This is a genomic window from Mycoplasma sp. 2045 (genome assembly GCF_024582715.1).
GTDB lineage: Bacteria > Bacillota_I > Bacilli_A > Mycoplasmatales > Metamycoplasmataceae > Mycoplasmopsis.
In genome coordinates this window covers 698,561-718,058 of the sequence record NZ_CP102083.1, presented here as the reverse complement: position 1 = coordinate 718,058, position 19,498 = coordinate 698,561, and the positions used below count along the sequence as shown (strand labels likewise).

14 protein-coding genes and 1 pseudogene are annotated in these 19,498 nt (G+C 29.6%); 10 read left to right on the top strand and 5 right to left on the bottom strand.

The annotated features are described in order from the left end of the window. Positions 1-26: 26 nt before the first annotated feature. Genes NPA13_RS02880 through dnaX form a run of 3 tightly spaced genes read right to left on the bottom strand, consistent with a single transcriptional unit; the run spans position 27 to position 3,372 of the window. The gene (locus NPA13_RS02880; RefSeq protein ID WP_257089046.1) at positions 27-611 is read right to left on the bottom strand and encodes a toprim domain-containing protein; all 585 of its coding nucleotides are present in this window, start codon (positions 609-611) and stop codon (positions 27-29) included. A 5-nt stretch (positions 612-616) separates the two neighbouring features. Then, positions 617-901: a YbaB/EbfC family nucleoid-associated protein gene (locus NPA13_RS02875; RefSeq protein WP_257089044.1), complete on the bottom strand. Its 285-nt coding sequence runs from the start codon at positions 899-901 to the stop codon at positions 617-619. Positions 902-909: 8 nt separating this feature from the next. Then, the gene (gene dnaX / locus NPA13_RS02870) at positions 910-3,372 is read right to left on the bottom strand and encodes a DNA polymerase III subunit gamma/tau (protein WP_257089042.1); all 2,463 of its coding nucleotides are present in this window, start codon (positions 3,370-3,372) and stop codon (positions 910-912) included. Between the two features lie 571 nt (positions 3,373-3,943). On the opposite strand from dnaX, the gene NPA13_RS02865 reads away from it, so the two are divergent. Beyond that, positions 3,944-6,532 (top strand): DNA topoisomerase (ATP-hydrolyzing), encoded by a 2,589-nt coding sequence (locus NPA13_RS02865; protein WP_257089040.1) that lies wholly within the window; start codon positions 3,944-3,946, stop codon positions 6,530-6,532. 86 nt (positions 6,533-6,618) lie between these two features. Here the strand turns inward: NPA13_RS02865 and NPA13_RS02860 are convergent, their stop codons facing one another. Together NPA13_RS02860 and NPA13_RS02855 are read right to left on the bottom strand one after the other, a co-directional pair. Further along, positions 6,619-7,011 carry a hypothetical protein gene (locus NPA13_RS02860; RefSeq protein WP_257089038.1) on the bottom strand — a complete coding sequence of 131 codons (393 nt, stop codon included), beginning with the start codon at positions 7,009-7,011 and terminating at the stop codon, positions 6,619-6,621. Between the two features lie 70 nt (positions 7,012-7,081). Beyond that, entirely contained in the window at positions 7,082-7,639 is a 558-nt protein-coding gene (locus tag NPA13_RS02855) for a hypothetical protein (RefSeq protein ID WP_257089036.1), read from the bottom strand. A 125-nt stretch (positions 7,640-7,764) separates the two neighbouring features. Between NPA13_RS02855 and NPA13_RS02850 the strand changes: the two genes are divergently transcribed. The 9 genes and pseudogenes from NPA13_RS02850 to NPA13_RS02820 all read left to right on the top strand — a co-directional run bounded on the left by NPA13_RS02850 (position 7,765) and on the right by NPA13_RS02820 (position 19,475). Next, positions 7,765-9,084 carry a DEAD/DEAH box helicase family protein gene (locus tag NPA13_RS02850; RefSeq protein ID WP_373457115.1) on the top strand — a complete coding sequence of 440 codons (1,320 nt, stop codon included), beginning with the start codon at positions 7,765-7,767 and terminating at the stop codon, positions 9,082-9,084. Then, positions 9,060-9,341 (top strand): annotated as a pseudogene (locus NPA13_RS03105) (helicase-related protein); the annotation flags it as partial. The gene NPA13_RS02850 and the pseudogene NPA13_RS03105, both read left to right, overlap by 25 nt. Before the next feature lie 9 nt (positions 9,342-9,350). Next, a complete protein-coding gene (locus NPA13_RS03100; RefSeq protein WP_373457114.1) occupies positions 9,351-9,761 on the top strand; it encodes a UvrB/UvrC motif-containing protein in 411 nt (136 codons plus the stop codon). Positions 9,762-9,774: 13 nt separating this feature from the next. Next, positions 9,775-12,615, top strand: coding sequence for an excinuclease ABC subunit UvrA (gene uvrA, locus NPA13_RS02845; protein WP_257089034.1), 2,841 nt, complete (start codon positions 9,775-9,777; stop codon positions 12,613-12,615). A gap of 63 nt (positions 12,616-12,678) precedes the next feature. Then, the gene (hprK, locus tag NPA13_RS02840; RefSeq protein ID WP_257089032.1) at positions 12,679-13,617 is read left to right on the top strand and encodes an HPr(Ser) kinase/phosphatase; all 939 of its coding nucleotides are present in this window, start codon (positions 12,679-12,681) and stop codon (positions 13,615-13,617) included. Beyond that, positions 13,610-14,596, top strand: coding sequence for a prolipoprotein diacylglyceryl transferase (lgt, locus tag NPA13_RS02835; protein ID WP_257089030.1), 987 nt, complete (start codon positions 13,610-13,612; stop codon positions 14,594-14,596). The genes hprK and lgt overlap by 8 nt, the downstream gene beginning before the upstream one ends. 213 nt (positions 14,597-14,809) lie before the next feature. After that, entirely contained in the window at positions 14,810-15,727 is a 918-nt protein-coding gene (locus NPA13_RS02830) for an NAD(P)/FAD-dependent oxidoreductase (protein WP_257089028.1), read from the top strand. Between the two features lie 27 nt (positions 15,728-15,754). After that, entirely contained in the window at positions 15,755-17,548 is a 1,794-nt protein-coding gene (locus NPA13_RS02825) for an ABC transporter ATP-binding protein (RefSeq protein WP_257089026.1), read from the top strand. Next, entirely contained in the window at positions 17,541-19,475 is a 1,935-nt protein-coding gene (locus NPA13_RS02820; protein ID WP_257089024.1) for an ABC transporter ATP-binding protein, read from the top strand. Before NPA13_RS02825 ends, NPA13_RS02820 begins: the two co-directional genes overlap by 8 nt. The last annotated feature ends 23 nt before the right edge of the window (positions 19,476-19,498 follow it).

The window sequence follows — 19,498 nt, the reverse complement described above, 5'->3', positions numbered from 1 at the left end:
GTTTCCTCCAGATGATTGTATTTAATTTATTTTTGTCTATTTATAAGTGAGAATTTTAAAGTGATAGCATCAATGTAGTCAACTGATGAACCTACTGGTAAACCGATGGCTAATCTTGTCACTTTTAAATTCTGTTTAGTAAGTTTCTCCTTAAGAAATTCATTAGTTACCTCACCTTTTATGCTTGGAGAAATCCCTAAAATAATTTCATCAAATTTTTGAGCATAATCTAAAAGTTTTTGAATTTCTTTTTGATACTTTTGCTCCTCATATTCATTGATAATTAGATGTGAAAATACATAATACTTACCGTTGTAAATATTAGCATCTTCAATTTTTTGCATAACTTGTCTGTTTTCCACAATTAACAACATGTTATCTCTTGAGCTATTGTCACAAATACTGCAATAATTGTTTTCAATAACTTGCGAACAAATAGGACAAAATGTTGTTTTTTCTTTTACATCAATAAAAGCTTGTGCAACTTGTTGCACTTGCTCTTTTTCAGCTTCTAATATTCAATAAACAATTTTTTCAGCTTGTTTTTTAGAAATACCAGAAATTTGCCTAATAACTTCTAAAAATTTGTTAATTTGTTCTGTATTAAACATTCTTATTAAAATGGCATTCCAGGCATTGATGGAGCTAATTTATCTTGCTCTTCTTTGATTAAATCAATACCTTCATTGATTGCTATTGTAATTAAGTCTTGAAGAATGTCTTTATCTTCAGGGTCAATTAATAATTCATCAATTTCAATTGAAACGATTGACATATCTCCTTTAAGAACTACTTCAATACCTTGTTTAGAAACTGTGAATGTTTTTTCATCTAATTCTTTTTGTTTTGTTTCTAATTCTTTTTGCATATTTTTAATTCTTCTTAAAAAATCATTATTCATAATAACCTCTATTCATATTCTATTTCTAATTCTTCATCATCACCTAATAATAATTTACCAATTTGAGTTAAGTCAGTTAAAGTGTTTTGTGCAAACTCATCTTCTCATTTTTTAGGTTTATAATCTGCAATTTGGATGTCTTTATTTTGTCCAATTGTTTCTCTAATTTTAGCAAGAGCTGCCGAATCAACTGGATAAATATATTTGTTTTTGTTATCAAAAACATATTTAACAAATTCTTGCATTTTAGGTGTGTTGGCAAGCTCTTTTAGCTTATTAACTTTAGCAGTATCTTTATTGTAAATGTTAATGAAATATTCTGAAGCAGCCATAATTGATGAATCTTCAAACAACTCAGCAATCTCAGAAAACTCAGGTTTGTTTTGAGTGATTATTGCTAAATCTTGATTAATTGATCTTTGGAATTGAGCTGCTTTATCACGTGATGGATCTTCTTTAGATCAAAGAGTGTTGTAGATATATTCGAAGACATTAACTTCTTGTGGTTCACTAATTTGTATAGGTTCATCATTTGTTGAAATTTCTTCAGGTTCAGGAAGCTTTTCTTCTTCTTTTATTTCTTCCTGAATTTCTTTTTGAACTTCCTCCACGAATTCCATTGTTTCTTCAAACTTAGGATCTTCTACTTCACGAGTGTTAATTAATATTTTATTTGTTGATGTATCTGATTGTAATTGGATAATATCATCATTAACATCATCAAAATCACTTGATAATTCGTGTTTTTGGATAATGAATTCATTTGTTTTATTAACTTGATCAGAAATTTCCTTTGTAAGTGCTTTATTAATTTCTAAAGATTCAAGTAAGATGTTTTTTTCTTCTTGCACTTCAATAGGTACGTTTTCTTGTTGATAAGGTGTAAATTCATCAGCTAATCCATTCCCAACAGGTTCAATTTCTGGAATTATTAATGCATCAGCAAAATGATTATCTGATTGTTTTGTTTCTTGTTTAACTTCTTCTTTAGTTTCTTTCTTAATTTCCTCTGTTTGTGTTTGTGAGGATTCCTGATTTACCTGATTTATTTCAATATCAAAGTTACCCGATATAACTGAAAAAATGTTTTCAGTTGTTAAAACAAATTTCTCTTCATCAAGTTTTTCTTCTTCTATTTTTTCACTTAAAAATGAGTTATCTATGAAACCATCATCTTCAATTTCTTCAACTTTTATGTCTTGGAGAATAGTGTTTTCATTTTTATCGACTTCCATTGAAATATTAGTTTGAGGTTCATTAGAAGTTAATTCTTCTTCAATAATTTCTTTAGTTTCTGTGAAAACATTATTAGTTGAAGTTTTGTGATTTTCTTTGTTAAACACAGGTTTGATAAATACAGGTGCAACATAAGTTTCATCTGAATCTTCTTGCGAACTAGGATTGATAGCATTTAAAGCTTTTAAAACACCTAATTGAATAATTTCAAATGGATATTCGCTTTTGTTAACTTTAATTAACATATCATAGAATATGTCAGTTAATTCAAAACAAGTTTTATTATCTAAGTGAACTGATGATAATTCTTCAGGTTCAAATCAACTTAATAAACTTGCATTATTTGTTTTATATAATATTATCTTTTCTTTTAAGAAGTTAACTAAACTTAAAACGAATTGCTGAGGTTCAACGCCGTTGTTTTGGAATTCATTTAATAATGAAATTAATTTAGTTCCATTGTTAATAGAAATTAATTTGAAGATTTTAACAATTTGCTCTGATGATAAAACACCGAAGTTTTGATAAATTGATTCAGCGCTTATGATACCTGAATGCAACATACTAACTTGGTCAGCGATTGTAAGCGCATCCCTCATACCACCACTAGATAATCTTGCAATGAGTTTAAGAGCTTGAGTATCATATTTTATATGTTCTTGGTTAAAAACTTTTGAAAGTTGTTTGATGATATTCTCATCATTCATTCTATGGAACACAAAGTTTTGAACTCTTGATCTAATTGTTAAAGGAATTTTATGTAAGTCTGTTGTCGCTAAAATAAAAATAGCGTGTTTAGGTGGTTCTTCAAGTGTTTTTAATAATGCATTAAAAGCACTTTTTGTAAGCATATGAACCTCATCTATGATGTAAATTTTGTATTTACCATTCATAGGTGTTTGCTCAATTTTTTCCTTAAGATCTCTAATTTCATCAACACCATTATTTGATGCAGCATCCATTTCGATTATGTCAATATTGTTGTTTAAATTACTTAAGCAAATTTCACATGGATTAAGAACATCAGTAGGATCTTTATGAACACAATTTAACATCATTGCAAATATTTTTGCAATCGATGTTTTACCAGTTCCTTTTGGACCTGAAAATAAATAAGCATGTGATATTTTGTTAGTCTTTAAAATATTTTTTAAAGATAAAATTATGTGCTCTTGGCCTATAACATCATCAAATGTTTTTGGACGATATTTTCTATACAATGCTTTATATTCCATGTTTAATTACCCTTCTTAAAATTTGATATTGACATAAAAGATAAAATCTTTATTTTAATTATTATACTAATAAAAAACATATAGTTTTTTAAAAGTTTTAAAAAACTTCTCAGATTACACAAAGAGAGAATAAAAAACTTTTATACCTATGTGCTAGGAATAAAAGTCAAAAAAGCTTAATTTAGTAAATAAGCATAAAAAAAGACCGAAAGGCCTTGATTATTCAGCGCTTCTAGCAGCTCTTCTAGCGTCTCTTGCACGTTCTTTTGCAAGTTTTTTAGCACGAGCTTCAGCACGTAATTTGTTTTTTAATCTAACTACTTTACGCATTTTTATCCTTTATTTAAACTATTTTTATAATGATAATTTTTATGAATTGTGCATATATATTTTTGCAAAAATACATGCTATTTTTCTTATGTTATTTTACTATAAAAAGTCTTAAATCATTCATATTTTTTAATCTTCCGAATTTTTATTTCGATATCTATCAATATACTTTAAAAATTGTAATTAGCATCTATATAATAAATTATAATTTTAATTAACAAGCATTTAAGTAGGAGTAAGTATGAAAAAAAACTTAGAACAAAAAATTGCAGACAAAATTATCAGACAGTCATTAGATAAGATTATGGATGATCGTTTTGGTAGATATTCAAAATACGTTATTCAAAACAGAGCTATTCCAGAAGCACGTGATGGGCTGAAACCAGTTCAACGTAGAATTTTATATTCTATGTTGGGACTTGGTTTAACTCACGATAAACCATATAAAAAGTCAGCTCGTGTTGTAGGAGATGTAATTGGTAAATATCACCCACATGGTGATTATCCAGTTTATGAAGCTATGGTTAATATGTCTCAATGATGAAAAATAAATCACCCATTACTTGATATGCACGGTAATGTCGGTTCTATTGATAACGACCCTGCTGCCGCTATGCGTTATACAGAGGTTAGAATGTCACCTATTGCTGAATATGTTTTAGGTGAAATTAAGAAAAATCCTGTTAAGTTTGCTCCTAACTTTGATGATTCAGAAATTGAACCAATAGTTTTACCATCGTTATTCCCTAACTTACTTGTTAATGGTGCTTCAGGTATTGCTGTAGGTATGGCGACTGAAATGCCCCCACATAACTTAAATGAAATTATTGATGGAGCTATCTATAGAATTACAAATCCATTTTCACATTTTGATGAAATTTCAAAAATCGTTAAGGGTCCTGACTTCCCAACAGGTGGTGTAATCAAAGGGAACAAAGGGATCTTAGAAGCGCTTGAATTTGGAAACAATACAAAAAACAAAATCAGATTGTTTTCTAAATACACAACTTCAGAAGATGAAAAACATAAATATATTGAAATCACAGAGATTCCTTATGGTGTAGTGAAGTCGAAATTAGTTTATGAGATTGACAAAATTATTAAAGATAAGTTAATTGATGGAATTACAGAAATTAAGGATCAATCAGATAGAGATGGAATTAGCATTTTAATTACTTTAAATAAAAATGCTAATGAACGTAGTATTTTAAATTACTTACTTCAAAAAACAAATATGCAAGTTATTTACACATACAACAATACTTGCATCCTTAAAAATGAGCCTGTTACACTTGGTGTAATTGGGCTTCTAGATGCTTACGTAGCTCACGTTAAAGATATTAAAGTTAAGACTTTAACATACGATTTAGAAAAACTTAAATTGCGTTTAGAGCTTGTAGAAGGGTTTATTAAAGTTTCAGAAATTTCAGATGAAGTTATTGCAGTTATTAGAAGATCAGAAGGTTCTAAAGCTGGTGTTATTCAAAACTTAATTAAAGAGTTTGGATTTACACAAAATCAAGCAACAGCTATTGCTGAAATGAGACTTTACCGTTTATCTAAAACAGATAAGCAAGCCTACTTGAATGAAAAATTACAATTAGAAAAAGACATTAAGAAAATTTCTAAATTGCTTATTGATCCAAAAGCGTTTGACCAATACATTATTGAACAATTAATGGAAATTAAAGTTAAATTTGGAACTCCGAGAAAAACTCAAATCGAAAATCAAGAATATGACTTTAGCTATGATCAAACTGATTTAGTAAAAGAAGAAATTCTTAACATTGGAGTTTCAAGAGCAGGATACATCAAGAGATTTTCACAAAAAGTTCTTGATAGTAACAAGATTGAAAATTATGGACTTAAAGATGATGACTATTTAGTTTTCTTCGGAAAAGTAAATTCATTACACAACTTAATTTTCATTACAGCTCAAGGTAACTACATTGTGTTCCCTGCTTACAAAATTCCAGAAGATAAATGAAAAGACAATGGAACTCACTTATCTGCTTATGTAGATATCCGTGTGATGGATGAAATTGTGGGAGTGTTTGAAGTTTCAGATTGAAATATTTTATCTTACATTGCTCTAGCAACAAAAGATGGATATGTTAAGAAAACAGTGCTTAAAGATTTTGAAGTTTCAAGGATTAATAAAATTTACAAGGCTATTAACATTGAAAAAACAGATGCAGTTGTTAATGCTGTTATGACAGATGGAACAACTAATGCAATCATAATTACTGAAAAAGGTAATGTAACTAAGTATTCTGAAACTGAATTACCACAATTCGGAACTAAAGCTAAAGGTAATAAAGGGGTTTACTTATCACTTGATGATAAGATTGCTACATTTACTTGTGTTAAATCAGATCAAATGGTAGGTATCTTATCAACAAATGGTCAAATTATTAAAATCAATTCATCTAAATTACTATCTGTACCTAAAAATATTAAAGGTAAACCTTTATTAAAAGATAATAAGAAATTTATTCCATACGTTTGTGAACCAATCAATGATGAATCAGTTATCTACATTAAAGATGATTTTGAGCACACAATTATTGAATCTGTTAAATCATATGGCGTTTCAAACGATAGTGCAAGAGTTTACAATATAGATGTTCCAAGTATTTACAAAATGTCATTTAATGTTAAATATTTTGACAAAGATTATGCAATTGCACAAAACTTATTCAGCCAAGAGCAAGTGAAAAAAGAAAAAGATCTATTAGAAAAAACAGATGCTGTTGTTTCTAATGTTTCGAAAAGTTTAGATGACATTTTAAAACGTATTGATGAATTAACTAAGAGTACAAAGAAATAATATCTCAGCAATGGGATATTTTTTTATTTGCAAAATTTGATTAAAAAAAGAATAGCTATTTTTTAGCTATTCAATTACTAATTCATCTAAACTATTTTATTCTTTAAAGCAATTATTGCACCAATCATTGAGAATAATGGTCCTAAGAAAATAGAAATTATGTAAAGTACCATTACAGCTGTATTTTGTGATGAAACTCTTATGGCTCCTATGATTACAAGAATAAATCCTGTAAGTCCTGTTGCAAAAGATATAAATCCAAGAATACCAAAAACTATAAAGTATAATACCATGAATGCTGCAACATCAGAATAGTCTTTTTCATAAGTTCCATCACCTGAATCTGTTATTGTTGCAGATACACCAGCAACTGCTACAGAGAATAAGAAAATAACAACTGCAAAAACTATGCATAATAAAAGGTTTACAATTGATAAAGCTAAAATAGGTTTAGATAAATTGCTTTGTTGTTTGTTCATAATAACTGATGTTTCCTTTTATATTTTAACAATATATCATATTAATTATATATTATTTGAGTGCGTTTAACTAATTTGATGAAATAACAGTTATTTTGTAGGTTGTTTGTGATTTGTTGATATCAATTCTTGTTGATTCAGTAGTCATTTTGTAACCTTCCGGAACTAATTTAGCTACGTCATAGTAGTAATAGTAATCAGGCAAGTTAGTTGTATTCGTTAAAATCACTTCATCATTATCATTCACAAATTCAAATGTGTATGGGATCATAGTAACAGGAGCACGTTTTTTGGTGATAGTTATATTTATAGTTTCTGTATCATCTAGAGCATAAGTGCTTTTGTTATATTCATATTCACCTGTCTTATATTCTTCAGGTAAATTCTCATCATCTACTTCAAAAAATTGAATATATTCATCAGCATCTATTGAATGCATATAGGAGTGAACAATTTCATTTTTGTATAAAAAATTAATTTTGACTTCTCTTTTAGGTATTTCGTAGTGTCTATTTGAATTTTGCACAGTAATAACTATTCTTGCTATAGTCACACCTAAGCCACAGACCATTAAAAATGATGCTCAAATTATTCATATTAAGGTTTTCTTATTAATTTTCTTTTTCATATCGATCCTGTTAGTTAATAAATTTAATTATAAAGATTTATGAGATTTTAAGTCTAAAAAATAGACTTTTTAGTCATTTTTAAAAGAATATTATGCTAAAAATTAACATATATAATATATTAATCATGAGTATATTCGATTTAAAAGCAGACTATAAACCACAAGGTCATCAACCTAAAGCAATTAAAGAATTAGCAGAGGGTGTTAAAAAAGGAATTACTGACCAAGTTCTTTTGGGAGTAACAGGTTCAGGAAAAACTTTTACTATTGCTAATGTTATCAAAGAAGTCAATAGACCTACTATTATTTTGTCTCATAATAAGACTTTAGCAAGTCAGTTATATAGTGAGCTAAAGTCATTTTTTCCTAATAATGCAGTTGAATATTACATTAGTTACTTTGACTATTTCAGACCTGAAGCTTATGAACCAAGTACTGATGTTTATATTGAAAAGGATTCTAAAACTAATGAGCAAATTGAAATCTTAAGAATGAGTGCAATTAATTCATTAATTACACGTAAAGACGTAATTGTTGTGGCCAGTGTTTCAGCTATTTATGGAGCACTTTCTCCTGAAGTTTATAAAGATTCATTCTTTAGATTTTACAAAGGTCAAGAAATTGGGTTGAATAACTTTATCACACAACTTATCAAAATTAAATATGACAGAAATGATATAGACCAGTCTCCTGGAGATTTCACAGTTAAAGGTGACACGGTAATTGTTAGACCTGCTGATTCTGAAAATCATGCAATTAGGATTTCATTCTTTGGAGATGAAATTGAAGATATTGCGACAATAGATCCACTTACAAAAGAAGTCTCTAAAAAATATAATATCTATGTACTTTCACCTGGTGACGAGTATGCTACAGATAAAAGTATTTTTGATAGGATAATTCCAAAAATTGAAGAAGAATTAGCGCAATCAATTGCAAAGTTTGTTAAAGAACAGAAAATACTTGAGTCTGCAAGATTATCTCAAAGAGTTAAAAATGACATTGATGATATGAAAGAATTTGGTACTTGCAAAGGTATAGAAAACTACTCAATGTATCTTGATGGTAGAACTTTTGGCCAAAGACCGTACACAATTTTAGATTACTTCCCTAAAGATTCATTAATGTTAATTGATGAGTCACATATGTTTATTCCACAATTAGGAGCAATGTATAAAGGGGATAGATCAAGAAAAGAAAAGCTTGTTGACTATGGTTTTAGATTACCATCTGCTTTTGATAACAGACCTTTAATGTTTAATGAATGAGAAACTGAATTCAAGTTTCCTAGAATTTACATTTCAGCAACACCGGGTGATTATGAACTTGAAAAAACTGAACCAAGTAATATTTCAAAACTTTATGTTCGTCCAACTGGATTAGTTGATCCTGAAATTATTATTAAACAAAGCAAAATCAAATTGAAGACATCTATGACACTATAATAAAACAAAGAGAAACTGGTGAAAAAACAATCATTTTAACAGTCACAAAAAGAAGTGCTGAAGAATTATCGACTTACTTAATTGAGCACGGAATTAAAGCCGCTTACATTCACTCAGAACATAACACTTTTGTAAGAAATGAAATTATTAGAAAGCTTAGAAAAGGTATTTACGAAGTTATTGTCGGAATTAACCTTTTACGTGAAGGTATCGATATACCTGAAGTTTCTAGGGTACTTGTTTTAGATGCTGATGTAGCTGGTTTTATGCGTAATGCAAGAAGTTTAATTCAGATTACAGGTCGTGCAGCTCGTAACGCAAATGGTAAAGCAGTTTTCTATGCTGATAGAATCACCGAAGCTATGAAAATTTGCATGGATGATAATGAAGAAAAAAGACGTATTCAGCTTGCTTACAATAAAAAACACGGAATTGTACCTAGAACAATTATAAAGCCTATAAGTGAGCCAATTCACGGTCACGATATTACAAATGCTGTTGAAGCTATTTTAGCTAAACAAAACAAAACTAAATCAGGCGACAAAATTGATAAGAAAGCTAAGCAAGAAATTATTGACGATATTAGAAATCAAATGAATCAAGCTGCAAAAGAGCTTGATTATGAAAGAGCTATTGAGCTTAGAAATATATTATTAGAATTACAAGAAACAAAATAGAAAGGAGTATTAAATGAGTAAAGAAAATTTATTAATTATTCAGGGAGCTAGAGAAAATAACCTTAAGAATATTGATTTAACTTTACCTAAAAATAAGTTAATTGTATTTACAGGTCTTAGTGGTAGTGGTAAAAGTTCACTTGCGTTTAACACAATCTATGAAGAAGGAAGGAGAAGATATGTCGATTCTCTTTCATCTTATGCAAGAATGTTTTTAGGAGGAACCAAAAAACCAGATGTTGACAAAATTGAAGGACTAAGTCCATCAATTTCGATTGAACAAAAAACTGTTCATAATAACCCTAGATCTACTGTTGGGACAGTTACTGAAATTTATGATTATTTCAGATTACTTTTCGCAAGAATTGGTAAACCATATTGTCCTACACATAACATTGAAATTTCGACTCAGACAACTAAAGACATTTTAAATTCAATTTATGAACAAGAACCTAATTCAAGACTTGTTATTTTAGCCCCATTAGTTGATGGAGAAAAAGGAACACACCAAAATCTTTTTGAAAAGCTTAAAAAAGAAGGTTTCTTAAGAGTTAAAGTTAACGGTATGTATATGATGCTTGATGAACCTATTGATTTGAACAAAAACAACAAGCACACTATAGAATTAGTAATTGATCGTGTTAGATTAACTGAAGAAAATTACAATAGAATTTCACAAGCTTTAGAAATTGCAACTGAATATGCAGATGGATTAATTAAGATCGAAAATGTTGACTTAGATAAAACATTTATCTTCTCAAAAACATATTCTTGCATCTACAAAGATTTCAATATGCCTAAAATTGAAACAAGATTATTCTCATTCAATGCTCCATATGGAATGTGTGATAACTGTAAAGGGTTAGGTCTTGAGTTTAAAGCTGACTTTGATTCAATTGTTTCTGAACCTTGAAGATCAATTAGCGAAGGTGGAATTGAATATTTCCAAAATACAGTCAATACTCAAAATCTTGAATGACAAGAGTTTGATCAACTTTTAAATTACTACAATATAAACAAAAACACACCTATTGAAGACTTATGAGAAAAGGAGCTTGAAATAATTAAATATGGTTCACACGAACCTATTGCTTACACATTAGTTTCTTCATCAAATAACATCATTAGAAGAGAAAAAGAAATTGATGGTATCTTAACTAAGATTGAAAAAATGTATTATGAAACTACTTCAGATAGAAGAAGAGATTACCTTAAAAAATATATGGGTTCATTCACTTGTTCAGTATGTAAGGGTTCAAGATTAAATGAATATGCATTAGCAGTTAAATTGGATAATAAAAATATTTATGATTTTATTGCTTTATCAATCGAAGATTCGCTTGTAGCAGTTAATAAATTAATTGATACATTAAATGATAATGACAAGCAAATTTCATCATTAATTACAAAGGAATTAATCGACAGATTAAGCTTCCTTAAAAATGTGGGTCTTGACTATTTAACCCTTAACCGTAGTGCTGAAAGTTTAAGTGGTGGAGAAGCTCAACGTATTAGATTAGCTACTCAAATTGGTTCAAATTTAACAGGTGTTTTATATGTTTTAGATGAACCATCAATTGGATTACATCAAAAGGATAATTTAAAACTTATTGATGCGCTTAGAAAAATGGTTGATATTGGAAATACATTAATTGTTGTTGAACATGATGAAGACACAATGTTTGCATCTGACTATATCGTTGATATAGGGCCAGAAGCTGGATTAAATGGTGGAACAGTAGTTGCTCAAGGTACTTTAGATGAAATAGTAAAATCAAAAAATTCAATTACAGCTAAATATTTATCTGGTGAATGAAAAATCGAAGTTCCAGCAACACGTAGAGGTGGCAATGGTAAACAAGTTACTATTTATGGAGCTAGAGAAAATAACCTTAAAAATATTGATGTAACTATTCCTCTAGGTAAATTAGTTGCAGTGACTGGAGTTTCAGGATCAGGAAAAAGTACATTAGTTAATGAAATTTTAGTTAGAGGAATTCAACATTCACTTGGACTTAGTGAAGGTTTAAATCACAAGAAAGCTAAATTTAAAACTATTTCAGGCTTAAACAACATTGATAAAGTTATTGCAGTTTCTCAGTCGCCAATTGGAAAAACTCCAAGATCAAACCCTGCTACTTACACAGGTGTGTTTGATGATATTAGAGAAATTTACGAAAACATTGAAGAATCAAGAATTAGAGGATATACAAAAAGTAGATTCAGTTTCAATGTGCCTGGTGGTAGATGTGAAAAATGTTCAGGAGATGGTTTCATAAAAATTGAAATGCACTTTTTACCTGATGTTTATGTGCCTTGTGATCAATGTGATGGTCAAAGATACAATAAAGAAACACTTGAAATAAAGTACCACAACAAAAATATTTCTCAAGTTTTAGATATGAGTGTTGATGAAGCAATTGTATTTTTTGAGCACAGAAATAAGATTATTGAAAAACTTCAAATCTTACAGGACGTAGGTTTAGGTTATATTAAGCTTGGACAAATGTCGACGACTTTAAGTGGTGGAGAAGCACAACGTGTTAAGTTAGCGACTTACTTGCAAAAGAAACCAACAGGTAAAACAGTTTATGTCCTTGATGAACCGACAACAGGATTACATACTCACGATGTTAAGAAATTAATTCATATTCTTAATAGAATTGTTGAAAATGGCGACTCAGTTATTGTCATCGAACACAACTTAGATGTAATCAAATCTTGTGATCACATTATCGATTTAGGACCTGATGGAGGAGTTCACGGAGGACAAATTGTTTCTCAAGGGACACCTGAACAAGTTGCTGTAAATCCAAGAAGTTATACAGGTCAATTTCTTAAGAAAATTTTGTAATCAAAAACTTAATTAATTTAATAAAATTAAATTACAAAATTTAAATTTCAAGGAAAATACTCAATGAATAAAGAACGTAAAAAAATTAATGTCAAGAAAATCATTGATTTCTATGATTTAAAAATCATAAATGGTGAAAATCAAGAATTGATTTATAACGACATTTATCAACCTGCAATCAAACGCGTAGGGTTAGAATTAGCAGCTAATTATTTAAATGACAGAATTAACAAAAACGTTATTGCTTGAGGAACTGCTGAATCATCTTGATTTTTTGAAATAGGCAAAACTAAAGCTTACCAAGCTATAGAGTGTGTTATTTCACAGCAACCTCCACTTGTTATTTTGTCTAAGGGGTTTAATAAACCTGCGATTAACTGAGTTGTAGATATAGCGAATAAATATAAAGTTCCAGTTGCACTTGTTAATATGAGTACATCTTACATATCAACAAACATCGGTTCATATTTAAATAACTACTTTGGAGAAGTTACACAAGTTCACGGAACATTAGTCCTTATTGGAGGAACAGGTGTGCTTATTACTGGAGCTAGTGGAGTTGGTAAATCTGAAGCTGCTTTACAATTAATTCAGCAAGGCGCAGTTTTAATTAGCGATGATGCTGTGTTGATTAAAGATAACGGAAACATTTTTATCGGATCATCTCCAGAAATTACACGTAATTTTCTTGAAATCAGAGGTATTGGTTTAGTTGATATTAAAAAACTTTATGGAGTATCAACTGTAGCCAAATCATCAATCATCGATCTTGTTATCGAACTTGTTAAACAAGATGGTAACAGTGAATTCGATAGATTAGGTGTTGATTATTTAGAATATCCAATTTTTGGACGTTCAATTAAGAAAATGCAAATACCAATCAAAGAAGGAGGTTCAGCTGCTTCATTAATTAGAGCTGCTGTTAATACTTACTTAGCTAGAAATGATGGTATGAATGTATTAGATGAAATTTATGAAAGGACACTATTAGAAAATGAATAATTCAGCATATCCTGCTTGAGTACCTGATTCTCCAATAGCAGAGGGTACTTCAACAATCTTATTTAGTATTGGTTCCTTTCAAATGCACCTTTACTCATTTATGATTATGTTAGGTTTTATCCTATCAATTCTTACTGTTTTCTTCTTCTGATATAAAGAAGGCTGAAATATAGATATCTTATTTGTGATAATTTTAATCACAGTTCCTGCTGGTATCATTGGAGCTCGTTTAGGGTTCGTTATTGAAAGACTTATTTATCAACCTGATAATCCATTCCCTAACTCGCATTGGTACGCAATTTGACAAGGGGGGTTAAGTATTCAAGGGGGAGTTGTTCTAGCCGCTTTCCTTGATATAGTTTACTTATACACAAAGAGAAAAGATATTGATCTGAAAAAAGCATTTGGTTACATTCTTCCAGCAGTTTTAGTAGGACAATTTGTTGGACGTTTTGGAAACTATGCTAACCACGAGGTTTATGGAAAAATAGACTGAACTGGTGCATCAGTATTAGTATTCGGAAAATCATTTGCTTCAAATATGTACATTTCTGACTCATTAACTGCAAGTATGGGTCTCGAAGGTGCTTACAGATATCCATTATTCTTATACGAAGGATTAGCAAACTTAATTGGTTACATTTTAATTTGTTGAGTTGTTAACTACTTTGGTTTATTAAGACCAGGGTCAGGTGGAGCTTTATACTTAATTTGATATGGTATAACTCGTGCTGCAATGGAACCTTTACGTGAAGAATCATATAACCTTTATTCAGTAGTTGCGATCTTATTCATCATCGGTGGTGGATTAGCGCTTATCTACTTTGAATTCTTAAGAGGAAACTTATATGTAAGAAAATTAGAAAAATACAAATTTGTATTTGAACACAAAAATAAAGAAGTTTACTTAAATCACGTAAACATCACAAGTTTTAGCTACTTATTTAGTAAATTATGAACTAAAAGACCTGTAGCTTAATTTAGATATATCCAAGCAATTGGATATATTTTTATTTTGCAAATTTTGATGCTTAATCAAACTAAATTTATTTAGCTCAATTAGTAAAAACTTACTTTTTCACCAATATAACTAGCAAATTTGTATTTTTTGATAAAATCTACTCACATTTAACAATGATTTAAAAAGTTATAAAATTTAAAACTAAATAATTAGTTTTTAAGGAGATAAGCTATGAACGAAATTTATGATCTTGTGATTATTGGTGGAGGACCTGCTGGATTAAATGCAGCTTTATATGCATCAAGAGCAAACTTGAATGTTGCATTTGTTGAAAAAGGTGCTCCTGGTGGTAAATTATCATCAACTGCAAAAGTTGAAAACTGATTAGGTACATCTGAAATTGAAGGCTGAAAATTAGCTCAAGAATTCTTTGACCATGCTAAAGAATATGGAGCTAAATATCTTTATGGTACAGTTACAAAAATTAATAACTTAGGTAAATATGATAAAGAAATTGTTTTATCAGATGATTCAGTTGTAAAAGCTAAATCAGTTTTAATTGCAACTGGAATGATAAATAGAAGACCAACTTTCATACCTGAATATGATAGATTTGAAAACTTTGGAATTAGCTACTGTGTTGTTTGTGATGCCCCATTATTTGGTAAAAATCCATCGGTAGTCTTAGGTGATGGAAATTCAGCTGTTGAAGAATCAATTTACTTATCTAGAATTGCTAGTGAAGTTAATTTAGTTATCAGAGATGAAACATTCAAAGCTGACAAAGTTTTAGTTGAAGAATTATTAAGACAACCAAATATTAAAGTGTTTAAAAATTCACAAATAGTTAAGTTACTGGGTGATAGACAACTTGAAGGAGTTGTTATTGAAAATAAAAATGGTGAGCAAACAGAACTTAAAGTTTTATCGTTTTTCCCTTACATAGGATTTGAATCGTCTGCGTGATTTGCTCAGGATTTAGGAATACTAGATGAAAAAGGTTTTATCGTTACTAACGATAAAATGGAAACGAATGTTCCAGGAATTTATGCAGCAGGTGATATTAGACAAACAAAAGTTCGTCAAATAGTGACAGCAGCATCAGATGGTGCAGTAGCTGCTAGAAGCATAATTGATTATTTAAGTTAATTTGCAATTTAAAAGAAAGGAGTGATAATGCAAAGGGCACAAACTAAAAATTATGTTCCTGCACATTTTAGTTTCTTTGAATTAACGAAAAATTATAGAACTGCTTCATTGCTTTCTATATTATTTGCTATTTTAGAAGTTGTAGCACAAGTGCTTATTCCGTTAGCTGTTAAGAAATTAATGGATAATGGAATTCAAAAGTTAGCATTTGCAGCATTACAAAACGAAGCGTGAAATGGTATTTTAAAATATTCACTTGTTATTATTGCGCTTGCTTTGGCATCACTTGCCTTTGGTGCACTTAGTGGAATTTTTGCATCCAAAGCAGCTGCAGGACTAGGTTATAATGCTAGAGCATATGCTTATAAAAATTTAATGAGATTATCATTTAAGAACTTAGATAACTACTCAAATGGTACTCTTATAACAAGACTAACAACTGATATTGTTTCTATTCAAAATGCTTATTTAAACATCATTAGAATGATGCTTAGGGCACCAATTATGATTTTGGTTGCTATTTCTATTGCATTTACAATAGCACCTATATTAGCATCAATTTTGCTTGCTATTATGGTTGTGTTAGCTATATTTATTGGTTTTGTAATGTTCATGGTTTATAGAAGATATCATTTAATGCTTAAAGCTTATGATGGCTTAAACACAAAAATTGGTGAAAACTTAAATGCGATTAGAACAATTAAATCATTCGTTAAAGAACAAGATGAATTGCTTGATATTAAGAACTCATCAGCATTAGTTAGAAAAATTTCTATAATGACCGAAAAATGAATTAACTCAAACAGAGCTTTATTTGGGTTACTTATTTATGTTTGTTTAGTTTCATTTATTGCAGTTGCTACAAAAGATATTGTTGTGAATAAGCAAAATGCAACAATGGATTTTGGTACGTTAACTTCTTTCATTGGTTATATGTTCCAAGTTTTAGTTAACTTCATTTTATTCTCTGTAGGTGTTATTAATGTAACTTCTGCTAAGGCATCAGCTAAAAGAATTAGAGAACTTATTGAAGAAAAACCAATTTTAGTTCAAAAAGAAGATGGGCTCACAGAAGTTGCTAGTGGAAAAATTGAATTTAGAAATGTGTCTTTGAAATATAAAGAACACGCTGAATTAAATAACTTAAATAATATTAATTTAACAATTGAACCAGGTGAAACTGTTGGTATTTTAGGAAAAACAGGAGCTGGTAAATCTTCACTTATTTCACTTATACCAAGGTTATATGATGTAACTAATGGAGAAGTTTTAGTTGGTGGAGTTAATGTTAAAGATTACGATCTTGAAGCACTTAGAAATGAAGTTTCTATAGTACTTCAAAAGAATGTTTTATTCACAGGAACAGTTGCCGAAAATATGCGTTGAGGAAATGAAGAAGCAACTGATGAAGAAATAATTGAAGCACTTAAAAAAGCATCGGCTTATGACTTTGTTTTTGCTAAAGATGGCTTAAGCACTTGAGTAGAAGAATCAGGAAACAACTTTTCAGGTGGGCAAAAACAACGTCTTTCAATAGCAAGATCTATACTTAAGAAATCAAAAATTCTTATCTTAGATGACTCAACTAGTGCAGTTGATAATAATACAGATAAGAAAATCCAACACTCACTTAAATATGAATTAGGAGATGTAACTAAAATCATTATTGCGCAAAGAATTTCATCAATTCAGCACGCAAATAAGATTGTAATTATTAATGATGGTGAAATTTCAGGAATTGGTAAGCACGAAGAACTTTTAAAATCAAACGAATACTACAGACATTTATATGAAACACAAAATAGAGGTAGTGATGAATAAAAGAAAAACTATAAAAAGCTCAGAAGCTAAAGGCGCTCTTAAAAGAGTTATTGCACTTATCTGAGCTACTAATAAATGATATTTCATGCTCATTATTTTCGGTTTCGTTATTTCATCAGTAGTAAATGTTTTGGGTCAATCTTACTTGGGGTTAGTACTATTCAACAAATTCTTAGTTCCATTTTTTCAATCAGGTTTCAATGAATTTGATTGAAATGGATTCAACCTTTCAATCATTATCTTAGTTAGTTTATTTTTATCAGGTGTGCTTTTTGAATTTATAGCAACAAGATTAGCAGTATTCTTAACACATACAACTATTAAAAACTTACGTGATAGCTTATATGAAAAAATGCAAACATTACCAATAAGCTACTTTGACAAGAAACTTAAAGGTGACTTAATGTCATTGTTTGTTAATGATGTTGATGTACTTAAGCAATTCATAATGCAAACTGTACCAACAATATTTTCAAGCTTAGCAACACTTATTGTGACAACAGTGTTTATGCTTTACTACAGCTGATTTTTATCGTTAATAGTATTTGCACTTGTAGGAACAACTATGTTATTGTCATCTGTTTATGCAAGGAAATCAAGTAAATTCTTTACATTAAGACAAAAACGTCTAGGTATTATCAACGGATTTATAAATGAGATGATTAATGGTGTTAAGGTTATTAAAGTCTTTAATCATCAAGAAGCTTCATTTGAAGATATGCAAAAGAGAAATAAAGAGTTCTATGAAGCTGACTACAAATCAAAAGCTTATGTAACTGTTTTATTCCCTGTATTTATGAATATTGGAAATATCAACTATGCAATTATTGCTATTATTTCTGGACTCATTTACCTTAACGGTGGTAAGGTTGGTTCATTAGATGTCACAATCAGTGCAGGAGTTATTGTTGCGTTCTTACAATATGCAAGAAACTTCTCATTACCAATTTCTCAAATTGTTCAAGAGTTTAATACACTTGCAATGGCCGCGGTTGGTGCAAGACGTGTGTTTGATGCAATGGATAATTTATCAGAAGTTGATAAAGGTTCAATCGACATTATTAATCATTCAGATTTATCTAAATCAAGCATTGTTTGATTTAATTCTCATGATAAAGAAAAATTCTTAAGCGAACCATCAAGATACTACTTCAAAATACCAATGGGTTCAATGGGAAGCTTAATTAAAAGAATTGATGGTAAGTTTGATTTCAATCACGTTTATGCAGGTTATGTTGAAGGAAAACCTATTATCAAAGATTTTGATTTACATATTAAACCAGGTGAAAGAGTTGCGTTTGTGGGTGCGACTGGTGCTGGAAAAACTACAATTACAAACTTAATTAATAGATTTTATGATGTGTTTGAAGGTTCAATTAAACTTGATGGAATTGATATTAGACTAATTAAAAAATCTTCATTACGTAAATCACTTGGATATGTTCTTCAAGAAACTTCATTATTTACTAAATCAATAGCTGACAACATTGCTTATGGTGTTCCTGACGCAGCACTTAAAGATATTAAAGAAGCTGCAAAAATTGCTAATGCAACTAGATTCATTAAACAAACTGAAGATGGGTTTAATACTGTCTTAGAAAATGCAGGAGAATCACTTTCACAAGGGCAAAAACAACTTCTTTCAATTGCTAGAACAAGTATGTTAGATCCAATGATATTAGTCCTTGATGAAGCTACTTCAACAATTGATACAGAAACTGAAAGAGAAATCCAAGAGGGTATGTATGAACTTATGAAAAATAAAACTTCATTTGTTATAGCACACCGTTTAAGTACAATTAGAGATGTAGATAAAATCGTTGTTATGGATCAAGGACAAATTAAAGAAGTTGGATCTCACGATGAGCTTATCAAATTACACGGTATCTATCACCAACTTTACACAGGTAAAATTGAACTTGATTAACACAAATCAGAATAGCTTAAATA